The following is a 24,584-nucleotide window of genomic DNA, read 5'->3' on the forward strand; positions in this document are numbered from 1 at the left end:
CCTCGGTGGCGATCGACAGCGCCGTGTCGTGGCCGAAGGTGACGTCGGTGCAGTCGATGTCGTTGTCGATGGTCTTGGGCACGCCGACCACCGGCACGCCCTCCTCGGCCAGCCAGCTGGCCGCGGTGAGGGTGCCTTCGCCGCCGATCGGGATCAGGGCCTCGATGCCGTTGTCGTCGAGGGTCTGCTGGATGCGTGGCAGCCCGGCGCGCAGAACGTCGGGATTGGTGCGGGCGGTACCGAGCATGGTGCCGCCCTTGGTGAGCAGCCGGTCGGTGCGGTCGTCGTTGTGGATGCGGATCTTGCGGTCCTCGAGTAGGCCTCGCCAACCGTCCTGGAATCCGACGATCGCGTCGCCGTAGCGGCCGTTCGCGGTTCGGACCACCGCCCGGATCACCGCGTTCAGCCCTGGACAGTCTCCGCCTCCGGTCAAGACTCCGATGCGCATGGCGTTCATCTTGCCCCACCAGCGCGGATCAGGGGCAGTGGCCTCCGGCGAGCTCGTCGAGGTGGCCCGAGAGCAGGGTCGCCATCTTGTCGAGCATGGTCATACCGTCGGCGAAAGCGCCCGAATCGGGTTTGGCCGCAAAGGCAACCGCGATGCGGCCCGAGGGCGAATCGATCAGCCCGAACTGACGGACCAGGTACTTTCCGGACGTATCCGGCCCCCACCCGCCCTTGAACTCGGCGCTGGTGAATGCCCCGAGGCCCCAGCGGTGGCTGACGATGATCTGCTGCATCAAACCGACCACCCGCTCACTCTGCGGCAGGCACGGCAGCTGGGCGGCGAACCGGACCTGATCGGCCAGCGCCCACTCGGCCTGGCCGTAGATGGAGGCGTCGGAGCGGGTACGCACGGTCGGCACGGTGGTCGTGGCGTCGCCGCCTTCGCGCAGGACCCCTTCCACCGCGGCGGCCGCGTCGGCGTTGTCGCCGAAGGTCGACCACAGCGCGTCGGCGGCGGCGTTGTCGGAGGCGGTGATGGCGGCGTTCACCGACGAGTTGTAGGCGCTGCTGCGACGCGAGACCGCGATGGCGAGCGGCACCTTGATCGTCGACCAGGCCGGGCCGGTCGTCCAGTCGCCGAAGGTGACCATCTTCGTCCCGGCGACCGGCATGATCGCCATTCCCACGGACCCCCGGATGCCGCGCTGCAGATCGGCGAAGTCGGCGGCCAGGCTGCCGGGCACCGCGACGGAGACCTCAGCTGTCACCGGCCCGCCCGGCAACGTTGCCGGAGTTCTGGTGGTGACCTGCGGTGCGGCGGGGCTGCTGTCGGAACCACAGCCCGCGGTGACCAATACGGCAACGCCCAGCAGTGCTGACAGCGCCACCCGTATCGGGTGGCGTCGGTTGTTCGTCATGATGTGAAGCATTTTCGTTTGTGAACTCCCCCGGGCTTTCGGTGCTGGGTAGCCGTGTCCGACACCGTACTGGGCTGTATGGCCCAACGCCCACTTCGTCCGTAAACCGTCAGGTCACACGGTTTTCACCCGAGTAGATGTTCATCGATTCGCCACGGACGAATCCCAGTAACGTCGATCCGGACTCCACGGCGAGGTCGACGGCGAGGGCACTCGGCGCCGATACCGCGGCCAGGATCGGGATGCCCGCCATCACGGCCTTCTGGACCAATTCGAAGGAGGCTCGGCTGCTCACCACCAGCACCAGGTCATGCCCGGGGATCCGGTTCTCGCGCACCGCCCAGCCGATCACCTTGTCGACGGCGTTGTGCCTGCCGATGTCCTCGCGCAGGGCGAGCAGGGTGCCGTCGGTCGTGAACAGGCCCGCCGCGTGCAGGCCGCCGGTGGCGTCGAAGAGTTTCTGGCCTTCGCGCAGCAGGCCGGGCATCCGCGTCAGCACCTCGGTCCCGACGGCCGGGACCGCGGGCGGCAGCGGGAAGCGGGTGTGGGTGCGCACCTCGTCGAGGGCGCTCTTGCCGCACAGGCCGCAGCCGCCGGTGGTGACGAGGTTGCGCGGGTGCAGCGGTACGGGATCGCGCAGCCGCACGTCGAGCACGTTGTAGGTGTTGCGGCCCTCGCTGTCGGTGCCCGCGCAGTAGCGGGCGGTGACGATGTCGTCGGCGGTGCCGATGATGTTCTCACCGAGCAGGAAGCCGTGCACCAGGTCGATGTCGTTGCCCGGTGTCCGCATGGTGACCGAGAGCGACTGCCCGTCGACCCTGATCTCGAGCGGTTCCTCGACTGCGAGGGTGTCGGGGCGCTCGACCCGCCCGGCCGGTGACAGCCGGACGGTTTTGCGTCGTGCGGTGACTCTGCTCATCAGGTGTGCCGATCAGTCGGTGACGAGTGGTGCTCGTCGTCGCCGGAACGACGGTAGGCGAACCGGCCGGGTCTAGTCGTCTTCGTCGTCGGCGGCCTTGTTGCGTGCCCGCGCGATCTCGAGCGCCCGCTCGGCCGTCGCCTGGTCCGGGTACGGCCCCATCCGGTCGCCGTACCAGCAGGACTTGCCCTGCTCGGCCTTGTGATGCTTGAGGCAGTAGTACCACTGGTCGTCATCAGCCATACCGACAGTATGCAACGATTCGCATATCTGCGTCCGCAGGTCGGCGCGGCGTGGTGCCGAGCCGGTGGTCAGTACACGTAGACGACCGCGTTCTCGCCGCCGGTGCAGGTGACGAGTTTGCCCGCCGGCGTGCAGGTCATCGTGTAGGTGCGTCCGGTCACCGGGCTGGTCGCCACCACCTCGCGGGCACCGCTCGCGCTGCCACCGCCCGCGTACGCCTCGCGGACCGCCTGCGCGAACGGGCAGCTGGTGACGGTGTTGCCGACCGCCGCCTTACTGAAACTGCCACTGCCCGAACCGGAATCGCACGGTTGCGCCCCCGCGGGCAGGGTGACCGGGCCTGCCGAGGTGGTCGGGGCGGCCGTGGTCGCCCGTGGTGCGGTGGTGCCGGTCGGTCCGGCGGGCACCAGCGAGGTCGACGGCGCGCCCGCGGTGTCGGTGGAGTCGGTGGCCGCCATCAGCCGCCAGCCGATCGCCCCGCCGATGGCGACGACGATGACGGCGAGCACGCCGACGAGGATCGGCAGCAGCATGGATCGGCGGTTCGAGTCCTGGTGGGACCAGGCGGGTTCCGGGGCATAGGCCGGTTCGGGACCGTAGGGGCCGTCGTTGTCGCGGTAGGCGTGGTCGCCGTAGGCCTGCTGGTCGTCGTACTGGGAGTAGGCGGCCTGATCGTTGTACGGATTCGCCGGGTCGACGGCATTGTGCGCACCGAAGGGCGCTGCGCCACCACGGTATTGGTGGGTGGGCTGGGAACGCTGCGGGTCCGGGTCGTCGAACCCGTAGTGCTCGGTCGGAGCGGAGCGGCGCGCCTCCGGGCCACCGGGGTAGTGCTCGGTGGGTGCGGAGCGTGGGGCGTCCGGGTAGTGCCGGGTCTGCGCGGACCGCTGGTCGCCGATGTTCGCCGGGTCGAATTGTTCGGTGGGCGAGCTGAATTGATCGTTCTGCCCGTAGTGCTCGGTGGGCGCCGACCGCCGATGCTCCGGACCGAACACCTCGGTGGGCGGGGCGAAGTGGTTGCCGCTGCTCGGCTGGGCCGGGTCTCGACGGTCGTCGGGCCGATCTTCTCGCTGGTCGTCGGCGGACCGTGGGTCGTACTGCTCGGTCGGCGGACCGAAGGCATCGGGACGCCGCGAAGCCGAGTCCTCGTCGGCCGGGAACCGGTCACCACCGTCCGGACCGAACCGATCACCACCGTGCGCCGAACTCGCCTCCGCCGCATACGGACCGAACGGATTGGCTGCGCCAGCGGACCGGGAATCCGGTGTGTGACCAGGCCCCGGGAATCGCTCGTCGTCGAATTGCCCGGCAGCAGGGCCGAATCGATCCGCATCGAACTTCTGAGTCGCGGGCGCGGGCGTGTTCGCGCCCGGTCGCGGCCCGTACGGCTGACCCGGACGTGGTTCCGGGCCGTTCTCAGCACCGAAAGGTTCTGCGGGAGAGCCGAATCCGGGGTTGCGCGCGGGCAGGTCGGTGCCGGGCAGCGGGTTCGGTCCGGTGCCACCGGGGACCGGCGGGGAGACCAACCGGGCGGATGGAGCCGGACGGTCACCCGGGTTCTGACGGGAACCGAGATCAGCGGGCGGCTGCCCACCCGGCGCCGGGTACTCCCCGGAGTAGCGCTGGGTCGGGGCACTGCGTGGCGGCACCAGCGGGCCACGCTGGGCGTCGCCGGGACCACCGAATTGCGGCACAGGCGAGGAGGTTTCGCCGGGACGACCGCCGCCGTATGCGGGACCGCCGGGACGACCGCCGCCGTATGCGGGACCGCCGGGATGAGAGCCGCCGGGTTGCGGGACCGGCGACGAAGTCTCGCCCGGCAGACCACCGCCATACGCGGGACCACCGGGATGAGAGCCCCTCGCGGCGCCGGGTTGCGGTACAGGCGAAGAAGTTTCACCCGGCCGACCACCGCCGTACGCCAGACCACCGGGATGAGCACCGCCCGGTTGCGGTACAGGCGAGGAAGTTTCGCCCGGCCGACCGACGCCGTACGCGAGGCCGCCGGGGTGCGGGGCGCTGGGTTGCGGGACGGGCGAGGAGGTTTCGCCCGCTTGGTTGTCGCCGTAGAGGTGGGCGTCGGGGAACGGGCGCATCCGTGGGAGCCCCTGGTCGGGGGTGTAGGCGGGAGGTGGTGTGGGGACGACCGGTTCGGGGGTGGCGTCGTCGGCCGGGAGGGGCGCGAAGTAGGTGTCGGCGGGGTGGATTTCGGTGGGGCCGGTGGGCTGGATGACGGCGGGGATGGACACCTCGCCGCTTCCCTCGACCGGAACGCGGTGGAAGCCCGCGGTGTCGGTGCGTGCCTCGGGCGGGCGGATGATCAGCGTCGGCTGGGCGCCGGTCGCGGAGGTCTGGCTGCGGGAGGTCTCGATGCCGCCGGTCGCGGTCACCGCACCGACCACCCGGAACTCCCCCGTCGGCGTCGGCTTGGGCTGCTCCTGCGCCTCGTCGTCCCGCTCGCGCGGCACGTTCGAGCCACGGCCCGTGCCTGGTCTTGCGGCGGCATCGGTGCCCCGCGCCCCGGTTCCTGGCGCGGCCGCAGCGGCACCACCGATGATTCCGCCTGCGGCATTACCGAATCCGGCCGCCGCGGGCACCCCGTGGCCGGGCGCGTTGACCGGCCCACGGCCGACGATCGGCGCAGATCCGGGTGCGCTGGCCAAGGCCTGCCTGGCGGCCGACGCCAGCGCACCGGCACTCGGGTACCGCTCGGCGGGATCCTTCGCCATCCCGACGGCGATGACGTCGTCGAATGCGGCGGGCAATCCGGCGATCACGGTGCTCGGGCGCGGCGGTTCCTCGGTCAGGTGGGAGCGGATGAGCACGCTCATGCTCGCGCTGGGGAAAGGGGATGCGCCGGTGAGGCATTCGTGCAGCACGCAGGCCAGCGAGTAGATGTCGGCGCGGTGCGAGATGGGGGCGGCGTCGAACCGTTCGGGCGCCATGTAGATGTAGGAGCCCATGGCCATGCCGGCCTGGGTGAGCGCGCTGTCGCCTTCGGTGTGGGCGATGCCGAAGTCGGCGAGGTAGGCGAAGTCGGCGGGGGTGACGAGGATGTTGGCCGGTTTCACGTCGCGGTGCACGAGCCCGCCCGCGTGCGCGGCGTCGAGGGCGGCGGCGATCTGCTCGACCACGGCGACCGCGCGTTCCGGGTGCAGCGGCCCCCCGGCGCGCAGCACGCTCCGCAGGTCGGTGCCGGGCACCAGCCGCATGTCGATGAACAGCACCCCGTCGATGACGCCCCAGTCGTGGATCGGGATGACGTGCGGTTCGGCCAGTTTCGCCGCGGCCTGGGATTCGCGCCGGAACCGGACCTGGTAGGCGGGGTCCTGGGCGAGTTCGGCGGCCAGCAACTTCAGGGCGACTACCCGGTCCTTGCCGGTGTCGTAGGCCTCGTAGACCTCCCCCATGCCGCCTTTGCCCAGCATCGACCGCAACTCGTACGGGCCGAATCTGCTCCCCGTCCGTGACCCAGGTGCCTGCACCGGTGTCCGCCTCCCACGTCTTGCGGGCCGTGGGACCCGCGTCTCAGAACGACGATTCTCCCGGTGTCACTATGCCGTGGTCAAACGCGAACACGATGGCGGCGGCGCGATCGCGCAGGTCGAGCTTGCCGAATATGTGTCCGACATGGCTTTTCACAGTTACTTCCGAGATGCCCAGTTCGGTGGCGATCTCGCCGTTGACCCGGCCGCGTCCGATCAGTTCGAGCACCTCGTACTCGCGGGCGGTGAGGTCGCCGAGGCGGCGGTCGGTGCGGGTACCGGTGTGTTTCACGGTCCGGTAGGCGGTGAGCACCCGACCGGTTACCGACGGATCGAGCCAGGCGCCGCCCGCCGCGACGGTACGGACGGCGCGGATGAGGTCCTCGGCGGGCGAGTCCTTGAGGAGGAAGCCCGCCGCACCCGCGCGCAGGGCGCCCGACAGCAGTTGGTCGTCGTCGAAGGTGGTCAGGACGAGGACCGGTGGCGCGTCGGACCGCGCGCGCAGCAAACGGGTCGCATCGATGCCGCCGACCCGTTTCATGCGCAGGTCCATCAGCACCACGTCGGGCCGTTCGGCGGCGACGGCGGCCGCCACCTCGTCACCGTCGGCGCATTCACTGACGACGAACCCGTCGCGACGGCGCAGGATGCGGCGCAGTCCACCGCGCACCAGTTCCTGGTCGTCGACGACGAGCACGGAGACGGGGTTGTCGATCGGCGCGGCGGCCGTCACTGGTCCTCCTGGGTTTTCGGCCGGAGCAAGCCGGGCAGCATGGTGGACAGTGTTCCGCAGGAGCCCGATTTCAGCGGAAACTGGGCGTGCACGGTCCAGCCGTCGTCGTCGATTCCGGCCCTGATGGTTCCGCCGAGCAGTTCGGTGCGTTTGCGCATGCCGCGCAAGCCCATTCCGGTGCCGAGGCGTGGTGGCGGGCCGAGAGGCAGGGCATTGCGCACCTCGAGGGCGGCGAGTTCCGGTGTCACGTCGAGCCGCACCGTCGCCGCGGCACCCGGTGCGTGTTTGGCGACATTGGCCAGCGATTCCTGCCCGATGCGGTACAGCGCGTGGCCCACCGCGCCGGTAACGACCGACAGCTCGCCTGTGCGCTGGTAATCGACGGTGAGCCCGGCGCGCCGGAAGTCACCGACCAGTTCGTCGATATCGGCGGCGCCGGGTTCCGGCTTCGGCTGGGCGGGGCTGGTGTCGAGCATGCCGACGGTGCGACGGATATCGGCCATGGCCTGGCGGCCGAGGCGTTCCGCGTCGACGAGCGCCTCCACCGCCTCGGTGACGTCCTCGTCGGTTTGCAGCGCGCGGCGCGCGGCGGTGAGGTGCAGCAGGGTGATCGAGAGCGAATGGGCGATCACGTCGTGTACTTCGCGCGCGATCCTGCGTCGTTCCTCGTCGGCGGCCTGACCGGCTCGGATGGCCTGGTTCTCGCGTTCCTGGTACAGGAACCGGCGCTGGTACTGCAGCATCATCCCGACGAAGGTGCCGAGCACGATGCCGAGCACGTACATCGGCAGACCTTCCAGCCGTTCGCCACCCCACTCCAGATGTCCGGCCAGGTCGAAGGCGATCAGTTCGGCGATCGCGAGCAGGGTGAAACCGAGCGTCATCCCCCGGGTCGTCACCGCGGCCACCTCGCCCGCGACGACGACGAGGACGAAGGGGGCGAAGTCGGCGGGGACGGGTTGCAGCAGGAACAGCGCGCAGGCCAGCAGCCCGCTGGACTTCAGCAGGACGGGATAGGGCTTGATGTCGAACAGCGCGTACAGCGGGACCGGCAGGAACGCCGCGAACATGGCGAGCAGCGGCAGCACGGTCGGGAAGTACTCGTGGCGCTGGATGATCGCGGCGCCGGTGACCGCGAGCAATGCCACGTCGGCCGACACGATCAGGGCGGGCGGATAGTCGTAGGGCAGCGAGGCGAGCCGCGTCCGCACGGACTCGGTGAACCGGTGCGCCACCGCGCGCAGCCGGGCCGTCGGCCTCGGCCGCCGTGCCGCAACGGTGTCGATCACCTCCATCCTGTCAGGCTAGCCGCCTGGGCAGCCTGCGACATCGTGCCGGGAACGGTCGGCGTCTCCTACCTGGGTAGGAGGAGAAGTCGCGTCTGCGGCACGACGAATCGCCGCGTCGCGCTCCGTAGCGTTGGCTGCACCCGCTCACGGAAGGTGAAGTTCATGACCTGGACCGAGCTGCATCAACGCACCGACATCGTGCACACCGTTCTCGCCAGGGCGCAGGTCGACCCGAACGACCCGGGTCTCTTCGCCGGTCTGCCGGATCTGGACCGTCTCTTCGGCGGCGTCGACGGCCTGCTCCGGGCGCTGGCGAACCGCTGGGACAACCACCTGCGCGTCAAAGTCGAGCAGGCCGAGTTCGACGGCAAAACCCTGGTCGAGGCCTATCTCGAGCTCGCGGCCGAACAGCCCGCGCTGCGTGCTCTTCTCGACGCGCACACCGCGATCGGGCAGACTACCCGCGACCGCGCCCTGGCGCGCTGAGACCCGCCACCCGAATACCCTTGGGGGACAACACATGACCGATAACGGCACACCGCAACCTCCGATGCTGGAATTGACCGGCGTCGTCAAGCGGTATCGCGTAGGTGACCAGCAGGTCCGCGCGCTCGACGACGTGAGCTTGCGCATCGAGACCGGGCAGTTCACCTCGATCATCGGTCCGTCCGGCTCGGGCAAGTCCACCCTGCTGCACCTGCTCGGCGCACTCGACCGGCCCGACGAGGGTTCGATTCGCTTCCGCGGCACCGAGATCGGCGATCTCGACGAAGACCGGCAGGCCGCGTTCCGGCTCGAGCAGGTGGGTTTCGTCTTCCAGTTCTTCAACCTGCTGCCCACGCTGTCGGCCTGGGAGAACGTGGCCGTGCCGAAACTGCTGGACGGCACCGGATTACGCAAGGCCAAGCCACGCGCGCTGGAACTGCTCGACCTCGTCGGGCTCGGTGACCGCGCGCAGCACCGACCCGCCGAGCTCTCAGGCGGCCAGATGCAGCGGGTGGCGGTCGCGCGCGCACTCATCATGGACCCGCCGCTGATCCTGGCCGACGAACCCACGGGCAACCTGGACTCCAAGACCGGTGAGTCGATCCTTGGCCTGCTCGGTGACATCACCGCGCAGGGCAATTCGGTGGTGATGGTCACCCACGACATGGGTGCCGTTGCCTACTGCGATCGCGTGATCACGTTGCGCGACGGGCAGATCGGGGCCGACGACCAGGTGCCCACGCGGGTGCGCGCATGATCGCGGCGCTGGATCGATTGCGGCTGTTCAATCTCGGTGACCTCGTCCGGCACCCGGGCCGCACCGTCATGTCGACCGCGGTGATGGCGGTCTCGGCGGCGCTGCTGGTCGCGGTGCTGAGCATCTCCGGTTCGGTGACCGGGTCGGTCGACCGGCTCACCAAGGGGCTGGCGGGTAACGCGGTCCTCGAGATCACCGGGATCACCGACGCGGGCTTCGAACAGGCTCTGCTGCCTGCCATTTCGGCCACACCAGGCGTAGCGACCGCGGCCCCGATGCTGCGCGGCACGCTCGGAGCGGGCCCCGACCGGATGCTGCTGATCGGCGCCGATCAGACCATCGGCGCGCTCGGCAGCGACCTGACCGGGCCGATGTCGCAGTACACCACCAAGCTCGTCAGCACGCCACGCGGTGTATTGGTCGGTGCGACAACCGGTTACCGCGAAGGTGACTCGATCCCGATCGGTGGCGGTACGGCGACGGTCGCGGCGGTGCTGGACCCAGCGGCCACCGATCGCCTCAACGGCGGCCACATCGTCGCCGCGCCGTTGCCACTGGCCCAGTTCCTCACCGACCGGGTCGGCAGGCTCGATTCGGTGCAGATCATGGCGAAGCCCGGCACCGATGTCGACGAACTGCGCGCGGCCCTCACCGCGGCGGTCGACGGGCGGGCGGTGGTCGCCGAACCGAGTCTGCGGACCGCGCAGGCCGGTGGCGCCATCCAGATCATGCGGTACTCGACGCTGATGTCCTCGGCGGCGGCGCTGATCGTGGCGGCGTTCCTGATCTACAACGCGATGAGTATGGCTGTGGCACAACGCAGACCGATGTTGTCGCTGCTGCGCGCGATCGGTGGCCAGCGTGGGCCGATGGTGCGCGACCTGCTCGTGGAGGCGGCCCTGCTCGGGCTCGTCGGCGGCGCGATCGGGTCCGCGATCGGTGCGGTGATGGGGCGGTTCTCGATCGGGCAACTTCCCGCCGCGATGGTGCAGTCGGTAGAGGCGCGGACCGAGTTCATGGTCCCGAATTACGCGGTGCCCGTCGCGATCACCGCGTGCGTGGTGGCCACCGTCTTGGCGGCGGCCATCGCGGCGCGGCAGGTGTACCGGGTCGCGCCGGTCGAGGCGCTCGCCCCGGTCGAGGCGGGCGATGTCGCCGCCGCGGGGCGCGGGCTGCGGTGGGTCGCGCTGATCGGCGGTCTCGCCCTCGTCGGCGCGGCCATCGCGCTGGCCTACATCGATCTCGGCCGGCTCTCGCTGGCGGCGATCACTGTGTCGTTCACCGCCACGGTGGTGTTGTGCTTCGCCGCGACCGGGCCGATCGTGCGGGCGGCCGGGTCGATCGCCCGCTGGTTCGGTGCGCCAGGCGCGCTCGGGGCGACCACGTTGGAACGCGCGCCGCGGCGCGTGTGGGCCACGGCGATGACGGTGACGATCGGGGTGGCGGCAGTGGTCGCACTGGGTGGCGCGTCACGGAACATGGTCGATTCGGCGACCGCCTCGTTCCAGAGTCTCGGTGAGGCCGACCTGTATGTGAGTCCGAGCCCGGCCGAGGAGTTCCCCACCGGACCCGTCCTCCCCTCGGATCTGTCGGACAAGGTCACCGCCGTGCCGGGGGTCGAGTATGTGAGCCCGGGGCAGATGGCGTTCGCGACCATCGGCAGTGGGCGGGTGATGTTGCAGGGGTACCCGCCCAGGGTCGAGGACAGCAGGCTCGGCGCTGTCGACCCGGCCGTGATCGACCGGATGGCCCGTGGGGAAGGTGTGGTCGTCACCCGTGATGTGGCCCGTTCGCTCGATCTCGAGGTCGGCGATCGGATCACCATGCCCACCCCGTCGGGTGAACACACAGCCACTGTGCTGCAGGTGATTCCGTACTTCACCGCCGTCTCGGGTGTGGTGATGATGAGCCTGGATCAGATGCGGGAGTGGTATCAGCGGCCTGGCGAGACCGTGCTGGCGGTGCACTTCGAACCGGGTGCGGACTCGGCGGCGGTGCAGGCGGCGGTACGGGCGGTGGTGCCCGAGCAGATCCATGTCGACACCGGTGCCGCCCAGGTCGCGGCGGTCTCGTCCAGTGTGGAGCAGGGTGCGGCGATGAGCACGATGATCCTGTGGATCGTGGTGCTGGTGGCCACGGTGGCACTGTTGAACACGCTGATGCTGTCGGTGCTGGAGCGGCGCCGGGAACTCGGCGTGCTGCGTGCCATGGGCACCAATCGCAAGTTCCTGCTGCGCTCGGTCCTCGCCGAGGCGGCGGGGATCGGGATCGTCGGTGCGGCGATCGGCATGGTCACCGGTGCGGCGGTCCAGTACCTGGGCACCGTGGCGATCGGGCACGCCATGACCATCGACATCGCCTACGCGCCGAGCCCGCTGCTCATCGTCTACGGCATCGTCGCGCTGGGGCTCGCGCTACTCGGCTCCATCCCACCCGCCGTGCGCGCGTCCCGCATGCCGATCGTCGCGGCGCTGGCCGTCGACTGAGGTCACAGCGGCACCTCCGCCCACCAGGCGATCACCTCGTCCTGGGCGGAGGGCCGCGGTGCGCCGCCGGTCCCGCTGCTGCCCCGGCGGCTCACCACGACGAGATAGTTGTCGCGGTCCGGGTCGCCGGGGAAGCCGATCACCTGGTGCGCGGTCTGGACGCGGCTGGTGGCCGGATCGGGCACCACCCAGCGCCGCACCGTCACCGGCACACCGTCCTTCTCCGCCCCGAAGCGGACGGCGGCGGGGAATGCGTCCATGGCGGAGCGGGCCTGCGCGGAGTTCGCGTACTCGAGGACGAGATAGCTCACGGCACCGAGCCCGTTGTCCACCCGCTCACACTGCCACCCCGCGCTGATCGGGTTCCACTGCAGCGCAGGCTCTTTCCACTCCAATTCGCTCACCTGCCGAACCCCGACACAATTCGCCCCGCGATACCCCTGCCCCTCGATCCCCGTGCCCTGCGGAACCAGCGTCGGGAACACCCGCCTGCTTGCCAGGAACGAATCGGTCGCCTCGGCCACGGCACTCGACGGCCCCGTCACCACCCCTCCGATGGCCCCCTCGTCGTCGTCTCCATCCGGCAGGACCACCACGACCAGCGCCAGAACCACCGTCACCAACACCACAACCAGCGCCGCGAGCACCACCCACCCGAGCCGCTGCAACCCCGACACCGGCCGAGACACCGCCGACTGCCGACGATAGGGAACCGGCCAAGGATGCCGTCCTTGCGGCGGCCGTCCAGGACCGCCCATTCCCGGCCCTCCCCCCGGCGGTTGCATCGGCGTCCCTGCCGACGCGACCGGTGTGGCCGCGACCTGCGAAGGCACCGCCCGGACATCGTGCCCGCGCTCACCGCCACCCGAACCATCCCGGTGCGCACCGAAATCCGGGACGTCGGAGCCTTCTCCGCCCTGCGCCGCCTCCCCAGCAGCCGGGGGCGACGCCACGTTCGCACCACCGTCCGGCCCCGGCACGCCGCCGAGCGCAAACGGCCGGTCCACCGCCGCGGCACCTGTTACGGGGTCGCCGGCAGGGGAAGCACCATGATCCGACTCATCTCTCAGATCCGGCGCAACGGAATCGCCCCGATCGGGCAGTTCTTCAGCGCCGCCATCGGTGTCCGACTCGGCATCGGCGTTGTGTTCCCCAGCACCCGAAACCGCTGAAGCGTCAGGCATATCGACGTGCGTGCGTGCGTTCCCGACTTCCGCGCTGCCGGCTGCTGGGGTTTCACTTCCGGTCGACGTCGGCCGCGCGCTCGCCGCCGCTCCATCTCCCCAGGCGGTTTCTGCGCGCGGGGCCGCCGGCTCGGCAGCTTCCACAGCCGAACTGGCGGCACTTTCTCCGTCGGCCTCGGTGACCGGCGAGTCCGCTTCCGCACCGCCGGTCGTCGTGTGCGTCGCACCACCCGCTGCTCCCGGTGCGCTGTCCCGCCTAGTCGCGGCCATGCCAGGAACAGCAGTGACTTCCGTTTGTGCCGAGGTATTTTCGGAGTCCGAGCGATCCTGGTTCGGCATACCGAGGACATCGGTCGCAGCGGTGCTCGACACCTCCTCTGCGACGGGTTCGGCGGGCACGACTGCACTGCCGACCGACGACGAACCGTCTGCCGCAGCGGCTTTCGCTGCACCCGGAGCACCACCCGGCGGTGGCGCCGGCTGCTGCTGAGCGGGCTGGGCTGGTGACTGCTCGACCGGAGGCTGCTGCGCGACAGACTGAGCCGGTGGTCGCTGGGCAGACGGTTGGGCCGCAGGCTGGTGAGACACAGGCGGCGCGAGCAGTTGAGGCGGCGGCTGAGGCGCGAGCTGCTGTGCGGGCGGTTGAACCCCAGGCTGTTGTGGAAGCGGCGGCGGGGCCAGACCCTGCTGCACCGGCGGTTGAGCCACAGGCTGCTGTACCGGCGGCTGGCCGACGTAGGGCTGCCCGGCGGGCGGGCCGGCCGGTGCCACTGGAGGTGCCGCCGGGTGCCAATGCGGTTGGGGGGCAGCGGGTAACGGTGGCGCATAACCAGGGGCCGGCATGGATGCCAGCTGCCCCGGGACAGGTTGCGGCGAGTACGACGCAGGAAGAACAGGCGGCTTGGTCGACGTGAGGGCCCGGCGGGCCGCCTTGGCGAAAGCGGTGCACGACTCGTAGCGGGCCGCGGGATGTTTGGCCATGGCGGCGGCGAGAACCGCGTCCATGGCGGGAGGTAGGCCCGTTCGGCGCAGGGCGAGCGGGGGTGGCGGTGCGTAGAGAGTGCCCTGGATGATCTCGTTGGGGTCGGGTGAGTCGAAGGGTGCCAGGCCGGTGAACAGCCAATACAGGGTGCAGGCCAGGGAGTACTGGTCGGAGCGGTGATCGAGCTCGGCGCCGGTCATCTGTTCAGGCGAGGCGTAGGCCAGAGTGGCGGTGAACATGCCCTGCTGGGTGAGGTGGGTGGAGTCGGCGCGCAGACGGGCGATCCCGAAGTCGGTGAGGAATACCCGCTCCCCCTGCCCGCCGCCGGATCGCGCCAGCAAGATGTTGGCCGGTTTCACGTCCCGGTGCAGCACGCCGTGCCCGTGCGCGTAATCCAGTGCGTCGGCGACACCTTCGATGATCTGCACCGCGCGCTGCGGTGGCAGAGTACGCGGATCGACGGTGGCCGCGTCGATCCCGTCGACGTACTGCATGCTGATCCACAGCTGTTCGTCCTCCGCGCCCCGATCGAACACGGTGACGATGCCGGGATGATCCAGCGCCGCGGCCAGATCCGCTTCCCGCTCGAACCTGGCCCGAATCCGCGCGTCCGCGAACAGATCCCGGTTGAGCAGCTTCAACGCGGTCAGCCGGTCCAGGCGCGGGTGCCGGGCCAGATACACCGTCCCCATACCGCCCTGGCCAAGCATCCGTTCGATGGTGAACCCGGCGAACACATCACCGATCTCGTGCACCACGACCCCCTTTCAGCGCCCGTCGCCGGACAGCGCGACCGTCCCGGCATATGCGAAACTTATTGGCATACGCCCGAGATCGTCCGGGCGCGCTAGACGAGTAGTTTGCACCGCCGGAGCACAGCGCCCCCGCGCAACCGGTGGTGGGGAGGGTTTTCAGGTGGCTGGCTCTACTGTGAAGGCTGCCTGTCGCGGTCTCGTGTCCGGTGTGCTGTTGATGTCGGCGGCGCTGACCGGCTCGTGCGCGGTGCCCGGCAACCCGACCGCCGCGACGGCGCCGACGGTCCAGCGCGACGAAGGCGAGGCCTGGCGTCCCGGCCAGTCGGTGATCCTGCCCGACTCGCTCGCCGCCGAATTCACCCAGCTGCAGGCGACCCTGCCCGGCCAGGTGGGGATGGCGTTGATGCCGGTCGGCGGCGGACGGATGACGATCTACGGCGACTGGACCACCGGCATCGCCTGGTCCACCATCAAGGTTCCGCTCGCCGTCGCCGCCCTGCGGCACGACCACGACCAGTCCATCTTCGAGATGGTGCAGGCCGCGATCACGGTGTCGGACAACGACGCCGCCTACGGCCTGTGGCAGTCCCTCGGCGACGGCACGGCGGCGGCCGAGGCGGTGCAGCAGGTGCTCGACGAGGCCGGTGAGGTGAACACCGACAAGCCGGGGATGCGTACCGAACTCGACTACACGGCCTTCGGTGTCACCGAATGGTCGCTGGCCAACCAGGTGCGCTTCGCCTCCAAGCTGCCGTGTCTGCCCGACACCGAGGTCGTGATGCGGTTGATGGGTGAGATCACCCCCGAGCAGGGCTGGGGTCTCGGCCTGCTCGACCACGCGGAGTTCAAGGGCGGCTGGGGTCCCGACGACGACACCGGCATGTACACGGTCCGCCAGTTCGGGCTGATCCCCGTCGGCAGCGGCCAATTGGCGGTCGCCCTTGCCGCCCAGGCGGATTCGGGCAGCTTCGAGGACACCACGGCCCTGCTCGACCGGATGGCGCTGCTGCTGGCACGTCATCTGCCCGACCTGCGGGGCGGAGTGTGCCCGCGCTGAGCGGGCCCGCTCAGCCGGGAACGACCAGACCGGATTCATAGGCGAGGACGACCGCTTGGGCCCGGTCGCGCAGGCCGAGCTTGGAAAAGACTTTGGACACATGCGTTTTCACGGTCTGCTCGGCCACGAACAGTTCGCTCGCGATCTCGGTGTTGGACAGGCCCTTGGCCACCAGCTCGAGTACTTCGCGTTCACGCGGTGTCAGCGTCGACAGGGCGGGTGAGGGCGCGGTGCGCACGGTATTGCGCCGCCGGGTCACGTCCGCGATCAAGCGGCGGGTGATCGTCGGTGCGAGCAGGGCCTGTCCGTCGGCGACCACCCGCACCGCGCGCACCAGTTCCTCGGCGGGTGCGTCCTTGAGCAGGAATCCGCTGGCGCCGAGGCTCAGTGCCTCGTACACGTAGTCGTCGATGTCGAAGGTCGTGAGCATGAGCACCCGCACGGGCGGGTCGAAACCGGCGGCGAGGATGGCGCGGGCGGCGTCGAGCCCGTTCATCTCGGGCATGCGCACATCCATCAGCACGACGTCGGGGCGAAGCCGTTTGGCTTCGGCGACCGCCACGTTGCCGTCGGGGGCGTCGCCGACGACGCTGATGTCGGGTTGGGCACCGAGCAGAGCACCGAAGCCCTGCCGGACCATCGCCTGGTCGTCGGCGATCAAGACGGTAATAGCCACGCGACCACCTTACGGGGTCGGCAGCGTCACCGAGACCTCGAATCCGCCGGTCGCAGTGGGTCCGGCGAGCAGTTGGCCGCCGACCGCCGCCACCCGGGTGCGCATGCCGTCGATGCCGTGACCGCCGCCCGTGCTCTTGCTCGGCACACCGGTGGCGGGGTCGTTGTGGACCGTCACCGTCACCGACCCCGGCACCACGCCGACCGCGACGCGCACGGGTGCACCGGGTGCGTGCCGCGCGCAGTTGGCCATCGATTCCTGGACGACGCGGTACACGACCAGCCCGGTGGTCTCGGGCACGGCCGACAGGTCACCGTCGACGGTCCACTCGACGGGCAGACCGGCACGCGCGGCCGACTCGCACAGCGCGGGCACGTCGGCGGCGCGCGGTTGCGGTGCGTGTTCGGGCAGCTGCCCGTCGCTGCGCAGCACCCCGAGCATGCCGCGGATCTCGTTGAGCGCGGTGCGCGCGGTGGCGCCGATGGATTCGAATTCCGCCGCGGCGGCCGGGTGCAGATCGGTGATCCGGTAGGGCGCGGTCTGGGCCTGCACCACCACCATCGACATGTGGTGGGCGACCACATCGTGCAGGTCGCGGGCGATGCGCGCCTTCTCCTCGAGGATGGCGCGGCGCGCGCGTTCCACCTCGGTCACCTCGGCCTGTTCCTCGAGTTTGGCCCGCGAGGTGCCGAGGGTCTGCAGCAGGTAGCCGAGCAGCGCGAGCGCACCGAACCCGACCGGCCACCCCCACAGCGGACCGTCGGCCGAACCGGGCATGGTCGTGGCGAACAGCATCGATTGCCCCGCCCACGCGACGACCACCACGGGCAGCGGCGCGCGCAACGCCACCGCGAACAGCAGCACGAACAGCACGATGACGTGCACCACCTGGAACGGCAGGTCGCTGTCGGCGGTCGGCGAGATCACCAGCGAGATGAGCAGCGCCGACCCCGCGGAGACGGCCCAGCCGAGGGCGGGGTTGAGCCGGACGAGCAGGAGCGGGAACACCGCGAGCCCCGAGATCAGCGGTGCGACAGCGGCGGGCACCTGGTGGGTGACGAACAGCGTGGGCCACGCGATGCTGTACAGAATGAGCGCTACCAGCACGGTCGCCAGGTCGAACCAGGTGGTCGCGTCGATCCGGCGCACGGTGGTACGCAGTTGTCCGGTCATGGTCCTGAGCCTAGGAAACCGGTCACCGACCCACCTCATACCCACGAACCAACTGCGACCCCCTACCCTGGTGTGACCCCGGCGCCGGGACACCACCCGCGCGCCTCGTGAAACCGGTCCACAGCGGGATGCCCGCCGTACGACCCGCTCCTTACTGTCGGAGGCCATGAAAACCCCGCTTCGCCCGGCACCCGCCGCTCGCCGTGCCCGTGCCACAGGTTCCGCGTCGCCCGCCGACACCACCACTCCCCATCGCCGCCGCAGCGGCATCGCGCTGTGCACCGCCGGGCTCGCGATGGCCTCCGCGGTCGTGATGTCGGCACCGGGTGCGATGGGTACCACCCCGGGCAGCGGGGTCGAGAACGCGGCCGCCACCGCCGTGGTGCGCTCCCTCACCGACGACGACCCGGACGCGCCCGCGCTGATCCCCCGCGATTTCGGTTTCAAGTTCGGGTACGACCCGGCCGAGCAGGACGGCATGCTGGTGAACCCGAACGGCGGCTGCTCCTCCCCGGTGACCTTGCCGGGCGAGTTCGAGGCCGCCTGCAAGGCCCACGACCTCGGCTACGACATGCTGCGCTACGCCGAACGGGTCGACGAGCCACTCGGCCCGTGGGCACGGCGCTCGGTGGACGCGGCCCTGAACCGGCGCATCCACGCCGCCTGTGAGCTGCGCGACGACGAGTTCTCCCGCGCGCGCTGCGGTGTGATGGCCGATATCGCCTTCACCGCCGTCGACGTGAACTCGCGCAGGCAGGACTACGCCGCACCGGTGGTGGAGAACGTCTTCGCCGAGACCGACCCCGCCGACCGGCCCAACCTGTGGCCGTTGGCGCGCACGGTGCTGGGGTTGTTCGCGGTGACGGCCGCCTGCGCGGTGATCATCGACGCGCTGCGCAAACGTCGCCGCGTGATCTGACCGCATTGCCGATTTCTAGAACTTGTTCTAGCTTTCACGCATGACTCTGGTGATCGACGAGACGGTCGAGATCGATGCCCCCGCCGCGAAAGTCTGGCAGGTGCTCACCGATTTCGCACACTACGGCGAGTGGAATACCTTCTGCTACGAGGCCTCGAGCACCCTGGTGCCCGGCGAGCCGATCGACATGATGGTGAATCTCGGCGGCAACAAGCGCGCCCAGCGCGAGTGGATCCGCACCCACACGCCCGGCGTCGAGTTCAGCTACGCGATGAAGCCGGTGCCGCTGGGCGCGCTGCACAGCCTGCGCTCGCACACCGTGGTGCCGCTCGGCGAGGACCGCTGCCGCTACGAATCGCGCTTCACCCTGGCCGGCTGGCTCAGCCCCGTGGTCACCTTGGCGCTCGGCAAGCACCTGCGTGCCGGGTTCAATGCCATGACGGCCGGGGTCGCCGCTCGCGCCGTCTCGTAACGTCGCCCGCGCGCTGGACTCGGCGCGATGACCGCCCGGCCGCGAACCGGCCTCGCTGCCCTCGCCTACGAAAAGCGGGGCCCGTCAAGGATTCTCATCCTCGACGAGCCCCGCTCGGTACGAACTCTCAGACCGCGCCCGGGGTGGGCAGCGGACCACGGGCCGCCTCGTAGGCCGCACCGACCCGGTACAGGCGGTCGTCGGCCAGCGCGGGCGCCATGATCTGCAGACCCACCGGCAGGTTGTCGTCGGCCGACAGCCCCGACGGCACCGACATGCCGGGGTGCCCGGCGAGGTTGGTCGGCAGGGTGCACAGGTCCGACAGGTACATGGCGAGCGGGTCGCCGACCTTCTCGCCCAGCTTCCACGGGGTGAACGGGCTGGTCGGCGAGACGAGCACGTCGACCTGTTCGTACGCGGCGTCGAAGTCGCGCGCGATCATGGTGCGCACCTTCAGAGCCTGGCCGTAGTAGGCGTCGTAGTAGCCGGCCGACAGCGCGTAGGTGCCGATGATGATGCGGCGCTTGACCTCCGGGCCGAATCCGGCCTCACGGGTCAGCGACATCACCTGGTCGGCGCTGTGGCTGCCGTCGTCACCGACGCGCAGGCCGTAGCGCATGGCATCGAAGCGCGCCAGGTTCGACGACACCTCCGACGGCATCACCAGGTAGTACGAGGACAGCGCGTACTCGAAGCTCGGGCACGACACCTCGATCACCTCGGCGCCCAGTTCCTTCAACACCGCGACGGCGGCGTCGAAGGAGGCGATCACGCCGGGTTGGTAACTGTCGGAATGCAATTCGCGCACCACACCCACGCGCACACCGGTCAGGTCACCGTTAGCGCCCTGGCGCGCGGCCTCGACCACCGGGGCGACCGGCACCTTGCGCGAGGTGGAGTCGCGCGGGTCGTGCCCGGCGATCACCTCGTGCAGCAGCGCGGTGTCGAGCACGGTGCGACCACACGGTCCACCCTGGTCGAGCGACGACGCGCACGCGACCAGGCCGTACCGCGACACGGTGCCGTAGGTCGGTTTGACGCCCACGGTCGCGGTGACCGCGGCGGGCTGACGGATCGACCCACCGGTATCGGTGCCGATGGCCAGCGGCGCCTGGAACGAGGCCAGCGCGGCCGCCGAACCACCGCCGGAACCGCCCGGGATGCGGGTGGTGTCCCACGGGTTGCGGGTGGGACCGTACGCGGAGTTCTCGGTGGACGAACCCATGGCGAACTCGTCCATGTTGGTCTTGCCGAGAATCGGGATGCCTGCCGCGCGCAACCGGGTGGTCACGGTGGCGTCATAGGGCGACATCCACCCCTCGAGCACCTTCGACGCACACGTGGTCGGCATGTCGGTGGTGGTGAAAACATCCTTGAGCGCCAACGGAACTCCCGCCAGCGGCGAGGCGGGCTGCTCCCCCGCGGCGATCGCGGCGTCCACCACGGCGGCCGCGGCCAGCGCCTGCTCGCTCGCGACATGCAGGAAGGCGTTGAGCTCGCCGTCGACCTTGCCGATGCGGTCCAGGTGCGCCTGGGTGACCTCGGTGGAGGACACCTCGCCGCCGTGGATCTTGCTCGCCAGCTCGGCCGCCGACAGTTGAGTCAGCTCGCTCATTCGCCCTCTCCCAGAATCTGCGGGACCAGGAAACGCTGTTCTTCCACGGCGGGCGCCTGGTCCAGCGCCTGCTCGGGGGTGAGGCCGGGCACGACTACGTCGGGCCTGGTCACATTGGTCGTCGGGTTCGGCGATGCGGTGGCGGGGACGTCGGCGGCGACCTCGGAGATGGTCCGGACATGGCTGAGGATCGAATCCAGCTGACCGGCGAACTGGTCGAGTTCGGCGTCGGTCAACGCCAGCCGGGACAGCCGGGCGAGGTGAGCGACCTCGTCGCGGGAGATTGCGGGCACCGCGGGACCCCTTTCGGCTTCGGGTGGGAAGAACTTCCGGTACAGCCTAACGAGGTGGGCGAACAGCCCCGGACGCACCCGCCTCGCACGAAAGTTCGCCCTCCTCGGCTCGATGGGGTCATACTCGAGTCGAGATCCCCCGGTTGGGGGTGTAAGTATTGCTTCACCGGGTATTCGTTCTCGAACAGCCTCGGCCGTCAAGGAAAGGAACGCACGTGTCATACCTGCTCCGCGTGCAACTTCCGGATCGACCGGGAAGCCTCGGTTCCCTCGCATTGGCACTCGGCGGAGTGGGCGCGGACATCCTCTCGCTCGACGTCGTCGAGCGCGGCGCGGGATTCGCCATCGACGATCTGGTCGTCGAAGTGCCAACCGGCGCACTGCCCGACACCCTCATCACCGCCGCCGAATCCGTGCGCGATGTGAGTGTCGACTCCATCCGCCCGTACTCCGGCGTCCTCGACACCCATCGCGAACTCGAGCTGATCGATCAGGTCGCCGGCGCGCGCGACGACCGCATGCAGGTCCTCGTCGACGGGGTGCCACGGGTGTTACGGGCGGGCTGGTCGACCATCATCGCACTCGGCCCCTCGGGCGCCTACCGGGTGGTCGGCAGCCCGAGTGCCCCTGAGACACAAGCGGGTTCGGCTCCGTGGATGCCCATCGAGAAGCCGATGTGGCTCGACGGCGAAGCCGAATGGGTGCCGCAGATCTGGCGCGACATGGACACCAAGCTGGCGGCCGCACCGCTCGGCGGGTCAGGTAAGGCGCTGCTGCTCGGTCGCCCGGGCGGCCCCGATTTCCGCCCGTCCGAGGTCGCGCGGCTCGGCTACCTCGCGGGCATCGTGGCGACCGTGCTCAACTGAGCGCCAACCGCATCACGAACAGCGGCAGCCCGTCGTCGGTGCTCCAATTGCGTTCGGGCACAGCGACGAAGCCGAGACGCTCGTAGATGCGATGCGCGTCGACCATGGTGGACATGGTCGTCAGCGCCACCGCCTCGTAGCCGCCCGCCTTCGCCTCCTCGATCACGGTGCGCACCAACGCCGTTCCCACCCCGAGGCCACGCGCCCGCTTCGACACCGCGAGCATCCGGAACTCGAGTTCGCCGGGGCGGGCGATCTCGGCGTAGGGACTGCCTGGTTCGGCGATGGTGAGCGAACCGACGACCTGCCCTTCGTGCAGGGCGACGAGCACCTGTGCGTGCGCGGCCCGGTGCGCCGCGTCACCCAGTTCCCGCGTGTAGTCGTTGTCGGCGGGCACGTACCCGTCGCCGACGTACACGTCGACGGTGAGGGCGGAGATGGCGTCGTATTCGTCGGGCTGCGCGGTCCGGATCTGCGGACCGCTCACTGTTGCGTGGTTGTTGCCGTGCATTCCCGCATGATCGCACCCGGGCGGCTGTGAGCTTCGACGCACCCGTCCCGGCTACCGGGACCGTCTCAGCTACCGAGATATGGGCGCAGGCCCGGGTGCTGTGCGGACCAGCGGTCGGGGTTGCGCGGTGAGTAGACCACATCGAGCTGGTCGCCGATCGACGGCCACTGCGTCGCGTCCCACGCGAACCGCCCGTACACGACCTTCGCGGGCACCGACGGGCCGGTGATGGTTCCGGTGATGGTCACGTAGTGCTCGCCGGTCATGGCGGGCAGCGGGCTCACCCCGGTCACCGACAGCGACCCGTGCTCGACCTGAACTCCGCCACCGCCGCCACGCCTGGTCAGGAGGGCGCCGATCATGACCACGAGCATCGTCACCATGGCCGCCGCCATCACCACTTCGAGCATGACCCCATGGTAGGCCGACTACAGACCGACGAGTTCGCTGACGCCCTGCGTCCGCCGCACCTGCCACACCGCCGTCCTGGTGCGCTGGGACCGGCCGTTGTTACGGTCGATGAGCGCGCGATTCGCGGTGGTGTAGATCAGCTGGGCGCCGCGGGCGTTGGTCTCCGGGTTCTGGAACAGCTGCACCAGACGGTCGGTCTCCTCCACCGGCAGGCCCGCACCGAGATCGTCGACGGCGAGGACACCGCCGGTGTCGAGCGCCTCGAGCATCGCGGGCAGCACCCGCAGCAGTGCGCGGGTCGCGGTCGATTCGTCGGCCAGGTCGAACGCGATGTCGATGCCTTCGTGCACCAGGCTCAGGCCGGGGCCGCGCCGGTCGACCATGCGGCGGTACAGGGTGTCACGGGCGGCACGCAGCGTGCTCAGCTCCCGTTCCACCAGCACGGCATCGGCGCCACCCTGGTCGAGTTTTGCTGTGAGCGAGGCGATTCCGGCATCCATGTCACGCAGGTAGTCGGCGTACATCGGGTCGTGCTCGGCGATCAGCAGATCCTCGATACCCAGATCGGCTGTGCGCAACAGCATCAGCAGGCGCGCGGCGTTGTCGGGCGAACGAGAGATGTGGCTGCCGAGCTCGTACGCCAACGCCTCCACACCGATATCACCCTGCTGCACTTGCAGATTCGCCGCGAACCAGCGATAGGCGGGTACCAGGGCCTCCGCGTACAACTGACCGGCCAGGCTCAGCAGCAACGCGTTCGGCCGCAGCAACGGCACCAGCGCCGTCACCCCGTACCGGGCCGCCTCGAACATCGGGCCGATCTTGACCTGATCCCCGTTGCGCTCGAACACGATTCGCTTCCGCGAACGCGGATGGGTGTAGAGCCACTCGGCGATCACATCGGCACTGTCGAGGCGGAAGCCGTAGGTATACGGAACGCCCTCCGCCACGAAGCCGGCCACGAATTCGGTCGGCCGGTCGGCGAATCCGAGATGCGGCCGACGCACCGGACCCGCGTACGGATCCCACCCGCTCACCGAATTCAAGACGGCATCACGCATCTGCGCGAGCGCGTCGACCACACTCGTCTTCCCCGACGCCGCGACGCCGTACACCGCCGTCACCGGCACCGCGAGCGGTCCACCGGCCCCCTTGGTCAGCCGCAATTGCTGCGCCTCGGCCAAAGACCCATGATTGGCCACCTGAAAACTCCGCAACAAGTGCTCTTCCGCCTCTCTATTCCGCCTCCCCGAGAATCTAGGCCAGATTCAGGTGGGGGGAGACTCCCGTTGGCGGCCAGACCATGTAGCAGGTCACCGTCGCCCGTCCCCGGTGAGTTACCCATGTTCTCACCTGTCTCTCGACGCGGCAGTCGATGCCCGAGGCCTCGAACAGACGTCAGAAGAACTGCGTGGACCGACGGTAGCAGGCGTCATCGGCACCCCTGGGCGGCTGAGAGTCGCTGGGTCTCGGGGAAGTGTCCAGGTTTGCGATCGTGTGCATGTCGCGCGCGGGGGTGTGGGTCTGGCGTAGTCTGGCCGAAAATCGGTGAGAGGCGGAGCTGCAGTGATGATTCGTGGGCTGGTTGTTGCGGCGTTGGGGGCCGGGGCCGTGGTTCCGGTGCTGATGGTGGGTGCGCCGACCGCGGCGGCCGATCCCTGTCCGGACGGGACCGCACGGGTGTTCCTGGGAAACTCGACGAACAGTTGCCAGGGGGCCGGGACCGTCAGCTACACCGAGGCGCCGGTGTCGAAGGTCTGCTCGATGACCGGTAGCGACGTCGTCGTCGACATCGAAGGCAACTCGAAGAAGACGCACCGGCACGTGGAGCTCACCAACGGCCAGTGCGCCCAGTTCGACATCCGCACGCAGATGGCGAACACGGTCACCGTCACCCCGAGCTGAGCT

Annotated in this window: 23 protein-coding genes; 8 read left to right on the forward strand and 15 right to left on the reverse strand. The window is 69.7% G+C overall.

The window, feature by feature from the left end; genetic code table 11:
- The 7 genes from ACSVDM_RS25520 to ACSVDM_RS25550 form a co-directional block, all read right to left on the reverse strand.
- Window positions 1-448: 6-phosphofructokinase (locus ACSVDM_RS25520; protein WP_439268395.1), on the reverse strand; the 448-nt coding region annotated here is incomplete at its 3' end.
- 28 nt (window positions 449-476) lie between these two features.
- On the reverse strand, window positions 477-1,364 hold the full coding sequence (locus tag ACSVDM_RS25525) for a hypothetical protein (protein ID WP_439268396.1): 888 nt from the start codon (window positions 1,362-1,364) through the stop codon (window positions 477-479).
- A gap of 109 nt (window positions 1,365-1,473) precedes the next feature.
- Entirely contained in the window at window positions 1,474-2,283 is an 810-nt protein-coding gene (fdhD, locus tag ACSVDM_RS25530; protein ID WP_439268397.1) for a formate dehydrogenase accessory sulfurtransferase FdhD, read from the reverse strand.
- A gap of 72 nt (window positions 2,284-2,355) precedes the next feature.
- A complete protein-coding gene (locus ACSVDM_RS25535) occupies window positions 2,356-2,526 on the reverse strand; it encodes a hypothetical protein (protein ID WP_166655716.1) in 171 nt (56 codons plus the stop codon).
- Between the two features lie 68 nt (window positions 2,527-2,594).
- Window positions 2,595-5,954, reverse strand: coding sequence for a protein kinase domain-containing protein (locus tag ACSVDM_RS25540; protein WP_439268398.1), 3,360 nt, complete (start codon window positions 5,952-5,954; stop codon window positions 2,595-2,597).
- A 100-nt stretch (window positions 5,955-6,054) separates the two neighbouring features.
- A complete protein-coding gene (locus ACSVDM_RS25545; RefSeq protein WP_174550293.1) occupies window positions 6,055-6,744 on the reverse strand; it encodes a response regulator in 690 nt (229 codons plus the stop codon).
- The gene (locus tag ACSVDM_RS25550; RefSeq protein ID WP_439268399.1) at window positions 6,741-8,039 is read right to left on the reverse strand and encodes a sensor histidine kinase; all 1,299 of its coding nucleotides are present in this window, start codon (window positions 8,037-8,039) and stop codon (window positions 6,741-6,743) included. Before ACSVDM_RS25550 ends, ACSVDM_RS25545 begins: the two co-directional genes overlap by 4 nt.
- A gap of 156 nt (window positions 8,040-8,195) precedes the next feature.
- On the opposite strand from ACSVDM_RS25550, the gene ACSVDM_RS25555 reads away from it, so the two are divergent.
- From ACSVDM_RS25555 to ACSVDM_RS25565, 3 genes are read left to right on the forward strand one after another with little or no spacing between them, the layout of a single operon-like run.
- Window positions 8,196-8,519, forward strand: a complete 324-nt coding sequence (locus tag ACSVDM_RS25555; RefSeq protein ID WP_067493456.1) for a hypothetical protein — start codon at window positions 8,196-8,198, stop codon at window positions 8,517-8,519.
- A gap of 34 nt (window positions 8,520-8,553) precedes the next feature.
- A complete protein-coding gene (locus ACSVDM_RS25560) occupies window positions 8,554-9,276 on the forward strand; it encodes an ABC transporter ATP-binding protein (RefSeq protein WP_439268400.1) in 723 nt (240 codons plus the stop codon).
- Window positions 9,273-11,762: an FtsX-like permease family protein gene (locus ACSVDM_RS25565; RefSeq protein WP_439268401.1), complete on the forward strand. Its 2,490-nt coding sequence runs from the start codon at window positions 9,273-9,275 to the stop codon at window positions 11,760-11,762. Before ACSVDM_RS25560 ends, ACSVDM_RS25565 begins: the two co-directional genes overlap by 4 nt.
- Window positions 11,763-11,764: 2 nt before the next feature.
- Here ACSVDM_RS25565 and ACSVDM_RS25570 read toward each other — a convergent pair whose 3' ends face one another.
- Window positions 11,765-14,683 (reverse strand): protein kinase domain-containing protein, encoded by a 2,919-nt coding sequence (locus tag ACSVDM_RS25570; protein WP_439268402.1) that lies wholly within the window; start codon window positions 14,681-14,683, stop codon window positions 11,765-11,767.
- Between the two features lie 160 nt (window positions 14,684-14,843).
- Here ACSVDM_RS25570 and ACSVDM_RS25575 point away from each other — a divergent pair, with 160 nt between their 5' ends.
- Window positions 14,844-15,740, forward strand: coding sequence for a hypothetical protein (locus ACSVDM_RS25575; RefSeq protein ID WP_439268403.1), 897 nt, complete (start codon window positions 14,844-14,846; stop codon window positions 15,738-15,740).
- Between the two features lie 10 nt (window positions 15,741-15,750).
- Here ACSVDM_RS25575 and ACSVDM_RS25580 read toward each other — a convergent pair whose 3' ends face one another.
- Both ACSVDM_RS25580 and ACSVDM_RS25585 read right to left on the reverse strand, forming a co-directional pair.
- Window positions 15,751-16,416, reverse strand: coding sequence for a response regulator (locus ACSVDM_RS25580; protein ID WP_439268404.1), 666 nt, complete (start codon window positions 16,414-16,416; stop codon window positions 15,751-15,753).
- Window positions 16,417-16,425: 9 nt separating this feature from the next.
- Window positions 16,426-17,589 (reverse strand): sensor histidine kinase, encoded by a 1,164-nt coding sequence (locus ACSVDM_RS25585; RefSeq protein ID WP_439268405.1) that lies wholly within the window; start codon window positions 17,587-17,589, stop codon window positions 16,426-16,428.
- Between the two features lie 166 nt (window positions 17,590-17,755).
- On the opposite strand from ACSVDM_RS25585, the gene ACSVDM_RS25590 reads away from it, so the two are divergent.
- Together ACSVDM_RS25590 and ACSVDM_RS25595 are read left to right on the forward strand one after the other, a co-directional pair.
- Window positions 17,756-18,508: a hypothetical protein gene (locus tag ACSVDM_RS25590; RefSeq protein WP_067636922.1), complete on the forward strand. Its 753-nt coding sequence runs from the start codon at window positions 17,756-17,758 to the stop codon at window positions 18,506-18,508.
- 40 nt (window positions 18,509-18,548) lie between these two features.
- Window positions 18,549-18,980, forward strand: coding sequence for an SRPBCC family protein (locus ACSVDM_RS25595; protein WP_439268406.1), 432 nt, complete (start codon window positions 18,549-18,551; stop codon window positions 18,978-18,980).
- Window positions 18,981-19,107: 127 nt separating this feature from the next.
- Here ACSVDM_RS25595 and gatA read toward each other — a convergent pair whose 3' ends face one another.
- Both gatA and gatC read right to left on the reverse strand, forming a co-directional pair.
- Window positions 19,108-20,595 (reverse strand): Asp-tRNA(Asn)/Glu-tRNA(Gln) amidotransferase subunit GatA, encoded by a 1,488-nt coding sequence (gene gatA / locus ACSVDM_RS25600; protein WP_439268407.1) that lies wholly within the window; start codon window positions 20,593-20,595, stop codon window positions 19,108-19,110.
- Window positions 20,592-20,888, reverse strand: a complete 297-nt coding sequence (gene gatC / locus ACSVDM_RS25605; RefSeq protein WP_067493225.1) for an Asp-tRNA(Asn)/Glu-tRNA(Gln) amidotransferase subunit GatC — start codon at window positions 20,886-20,888, stop codon at window positions 20,592-20,594. Before gatC ends, gatA begins: the two co-directional genes overlap by 4 nt.
- 215 nt (window positions 20,889-21,103) lie before the next feature.
- Between gatC and ACSVDM_RS25610 the strand changes: the two genes are divergently transcribed.
- Window positions 21,104-21,754 carry an amino acid-binding protein gene (locus tag ACSVDM_RS25610; RefSeq protein ID WP_067493223.1) on the forward strand — a complete coding sequence of 217 codons (651 nt, stop codon included), beginning with the start codon at window positions 21,104-21,106 and terminating at the stop codon, window positions 21,752-21,754.
- Here the strand turns inward: ACSVDM_RS25610 and ACSVDM_RS25615 are convergent.
- From ACSVDM_RS25615 to ACSVDM_RS25625, 3 genes are all read right to left on the reverse strand, one after another.
- The gene (locus ACSVDM_RS25615; RefSeq protein ID WP_067636926.1) at window positions 21,747-22,265 is read right to left on the reverse strand and encodes a GNAT family N-acetyltransferase; all 519 of its coding nucleotides are present in this window, start codon (window positions 22,263-22,265) and stop codon (window positions 21,747-21,749) included. The genes ACSVDM_RS25610 and ACSVDM_RS25615 overlap by 8 nt on opposite strands.
- 65 nt (window positions 22,266-22,330) lie before the next feature.
- Window positions 22,331-22,675: a hypothetical protein gene (locus ACSVDM_RS25620; RefSeq protein WP_439268408.1), complete on the reverse strand. Its 345-nt coding sequence runs from the start codon at window positions 22,673-22,675 to the stop codon at window positions 22,331-22,333.
- Between the two features lie 18 nt (window positions 22,676-22,693).
- A complete protein-coding gene (locus ACSVDM_RS25625) occupies window positions 22,694-23,878 on the reverse strand; it encodes an AAA family ATPase (RefSeq protein ID WP_439268409.1) in 1,185 nt (394 codons plus the stop codon).
- A gap of 367 nt (window positions 23,879-24,245) precedes the next feature.
- Here ACSVDM_RS25625 and ACSVDM_RS25630 point away from each other — a divergent pair, with 367 nt between their 5' ends.
- The gene (locus tag ACSVDM_RS25630) at window positions 24,246-24,581 is read left to right on the forward strand and encodes a hypothetical protein (RefSeq protein ID WP_067636928.1); all 336 of its coding nucleotides are present in this window, start codon (window positions 24,246-24,248) and stop codon (window positions 24,579-24,581) included.
- Window positions 24,582-24,584: the final 3 nt, after the last annotated feature.

The organism is Nocardia sp. JW2 (genome assembly GCF_051843015.1).
GTDB lineage: Bacteria > Actinomycetota > Actinomycetes > Mycobacteriales > Mycobacteriaceae > Nocardia > Nocardia coubleae.

Bases quoted from the DNA above. Each gene is read 5' to 3' on its own strand.
- ACSVDM_RS25525 (WP_439268396.1), bottom strand. From the start codon at position 1,364: ATGACGAACAACCGACGCCACCCGATACGGGTGGCGCTGTCAGCACTG.
- fdhD (WP_439268397.1), bottom strand. From the start codon at position 2,283: ATGAGCAGAGTCACCGCACGACGCAAAACCGTCCGGCTGTCACCGGCC.
- ACSVDM_RS25535 (WP_166655716.1), bottom strand. From the start codon at position 2,526: ATGGCTGATGACGACCAGTGGTACTACTGCCTCAAGCATCACAAGGCC.
- ACSVDM_RS25540 (WP_439268398.1), bottom strand. From the start codon at position 5,954: ATGCTGGGCAAAGGCGGCATGGGGGAGGTCTACGAGGCCTACGACACC.
- ACSVDM_RS25550 (WP_439268399.1), bottom strand. From the start codon at position 8,039: ATGGAGGTGATCGACACCGTTGCGGCACGGCGGCCGAGGCCGACGGCC.
- ACSVDM_RS25555 (WP_067493456.1), top strand. From the start codon at position 8,196: ATGACCTGGACCGAGCTGCATCAACGCACCGACATCGTGCACACCGTT.
- ACSVDM_RS25560 (WP_439268400.1), top strand. From the start codon at position 8,554: ATGACCGATAACGGCACACCGCAACCTCCGATGCTGGAATTGACCGGC.
- ACSVDM_RS25565 (WP_439268401.1), top strand. From the start codon at position 9,273: ATGATCGCGGCGCTGGATCGATTGCGGCTGTTCAATCTCGGTGACCTC.
- ACSVDM_RS25585 (WP_439268405.1), bottom strand. From the start codon at position 17,589: ATGACCGGACAACTGCGTACCACCGTGCGCCGGATCGACGCGACCACC.
- ACSVDM_RS25590 (WP_067636922.1), top strand. From the start codon at position 17,756: ATGAAAACCCCGCTTCGCCCGGCACCCGCCGCTCGCCGTGCCCGTGCC.
- ACSVDM_RS25595 (WP_439268406.1), top strand. From the start codon at position 18,549: ATGACTCTGGTGATCGACGAGACGGTCGAGATCGATGCCCCCGCCGCG.
- gatA (WP_439268407.1), bottom strand. From the start codon at position 20,595: ATGAGCGAGCTGACTCAACTGTCGGCGGCCGAGCTGGCGAGCAAGATC.
- ACSVDM_RS25615 (WP_067636926.1), bottom strand. From the start codon at position 22,265: ATGCACGGCAACAACCACGCAACAGTGAGCGGTCCGCAGATCCGGACC.
- ACSVDM_RS25620 (WP_439268408.1), bottom strand. From the start codon at position 22,675: ATGCTCGAAGTGGTGATGGCGGCGGCCATGGTGACGATGCTCGTGGTC.
- ACSVDM_RS25630 (WP_067636928.1), top strand. From the start codon at position 24,246: ATGATTCGTGGGCTGGTTGTTGCGGCGTTGGGGGCCGGGGCCGTGGTT.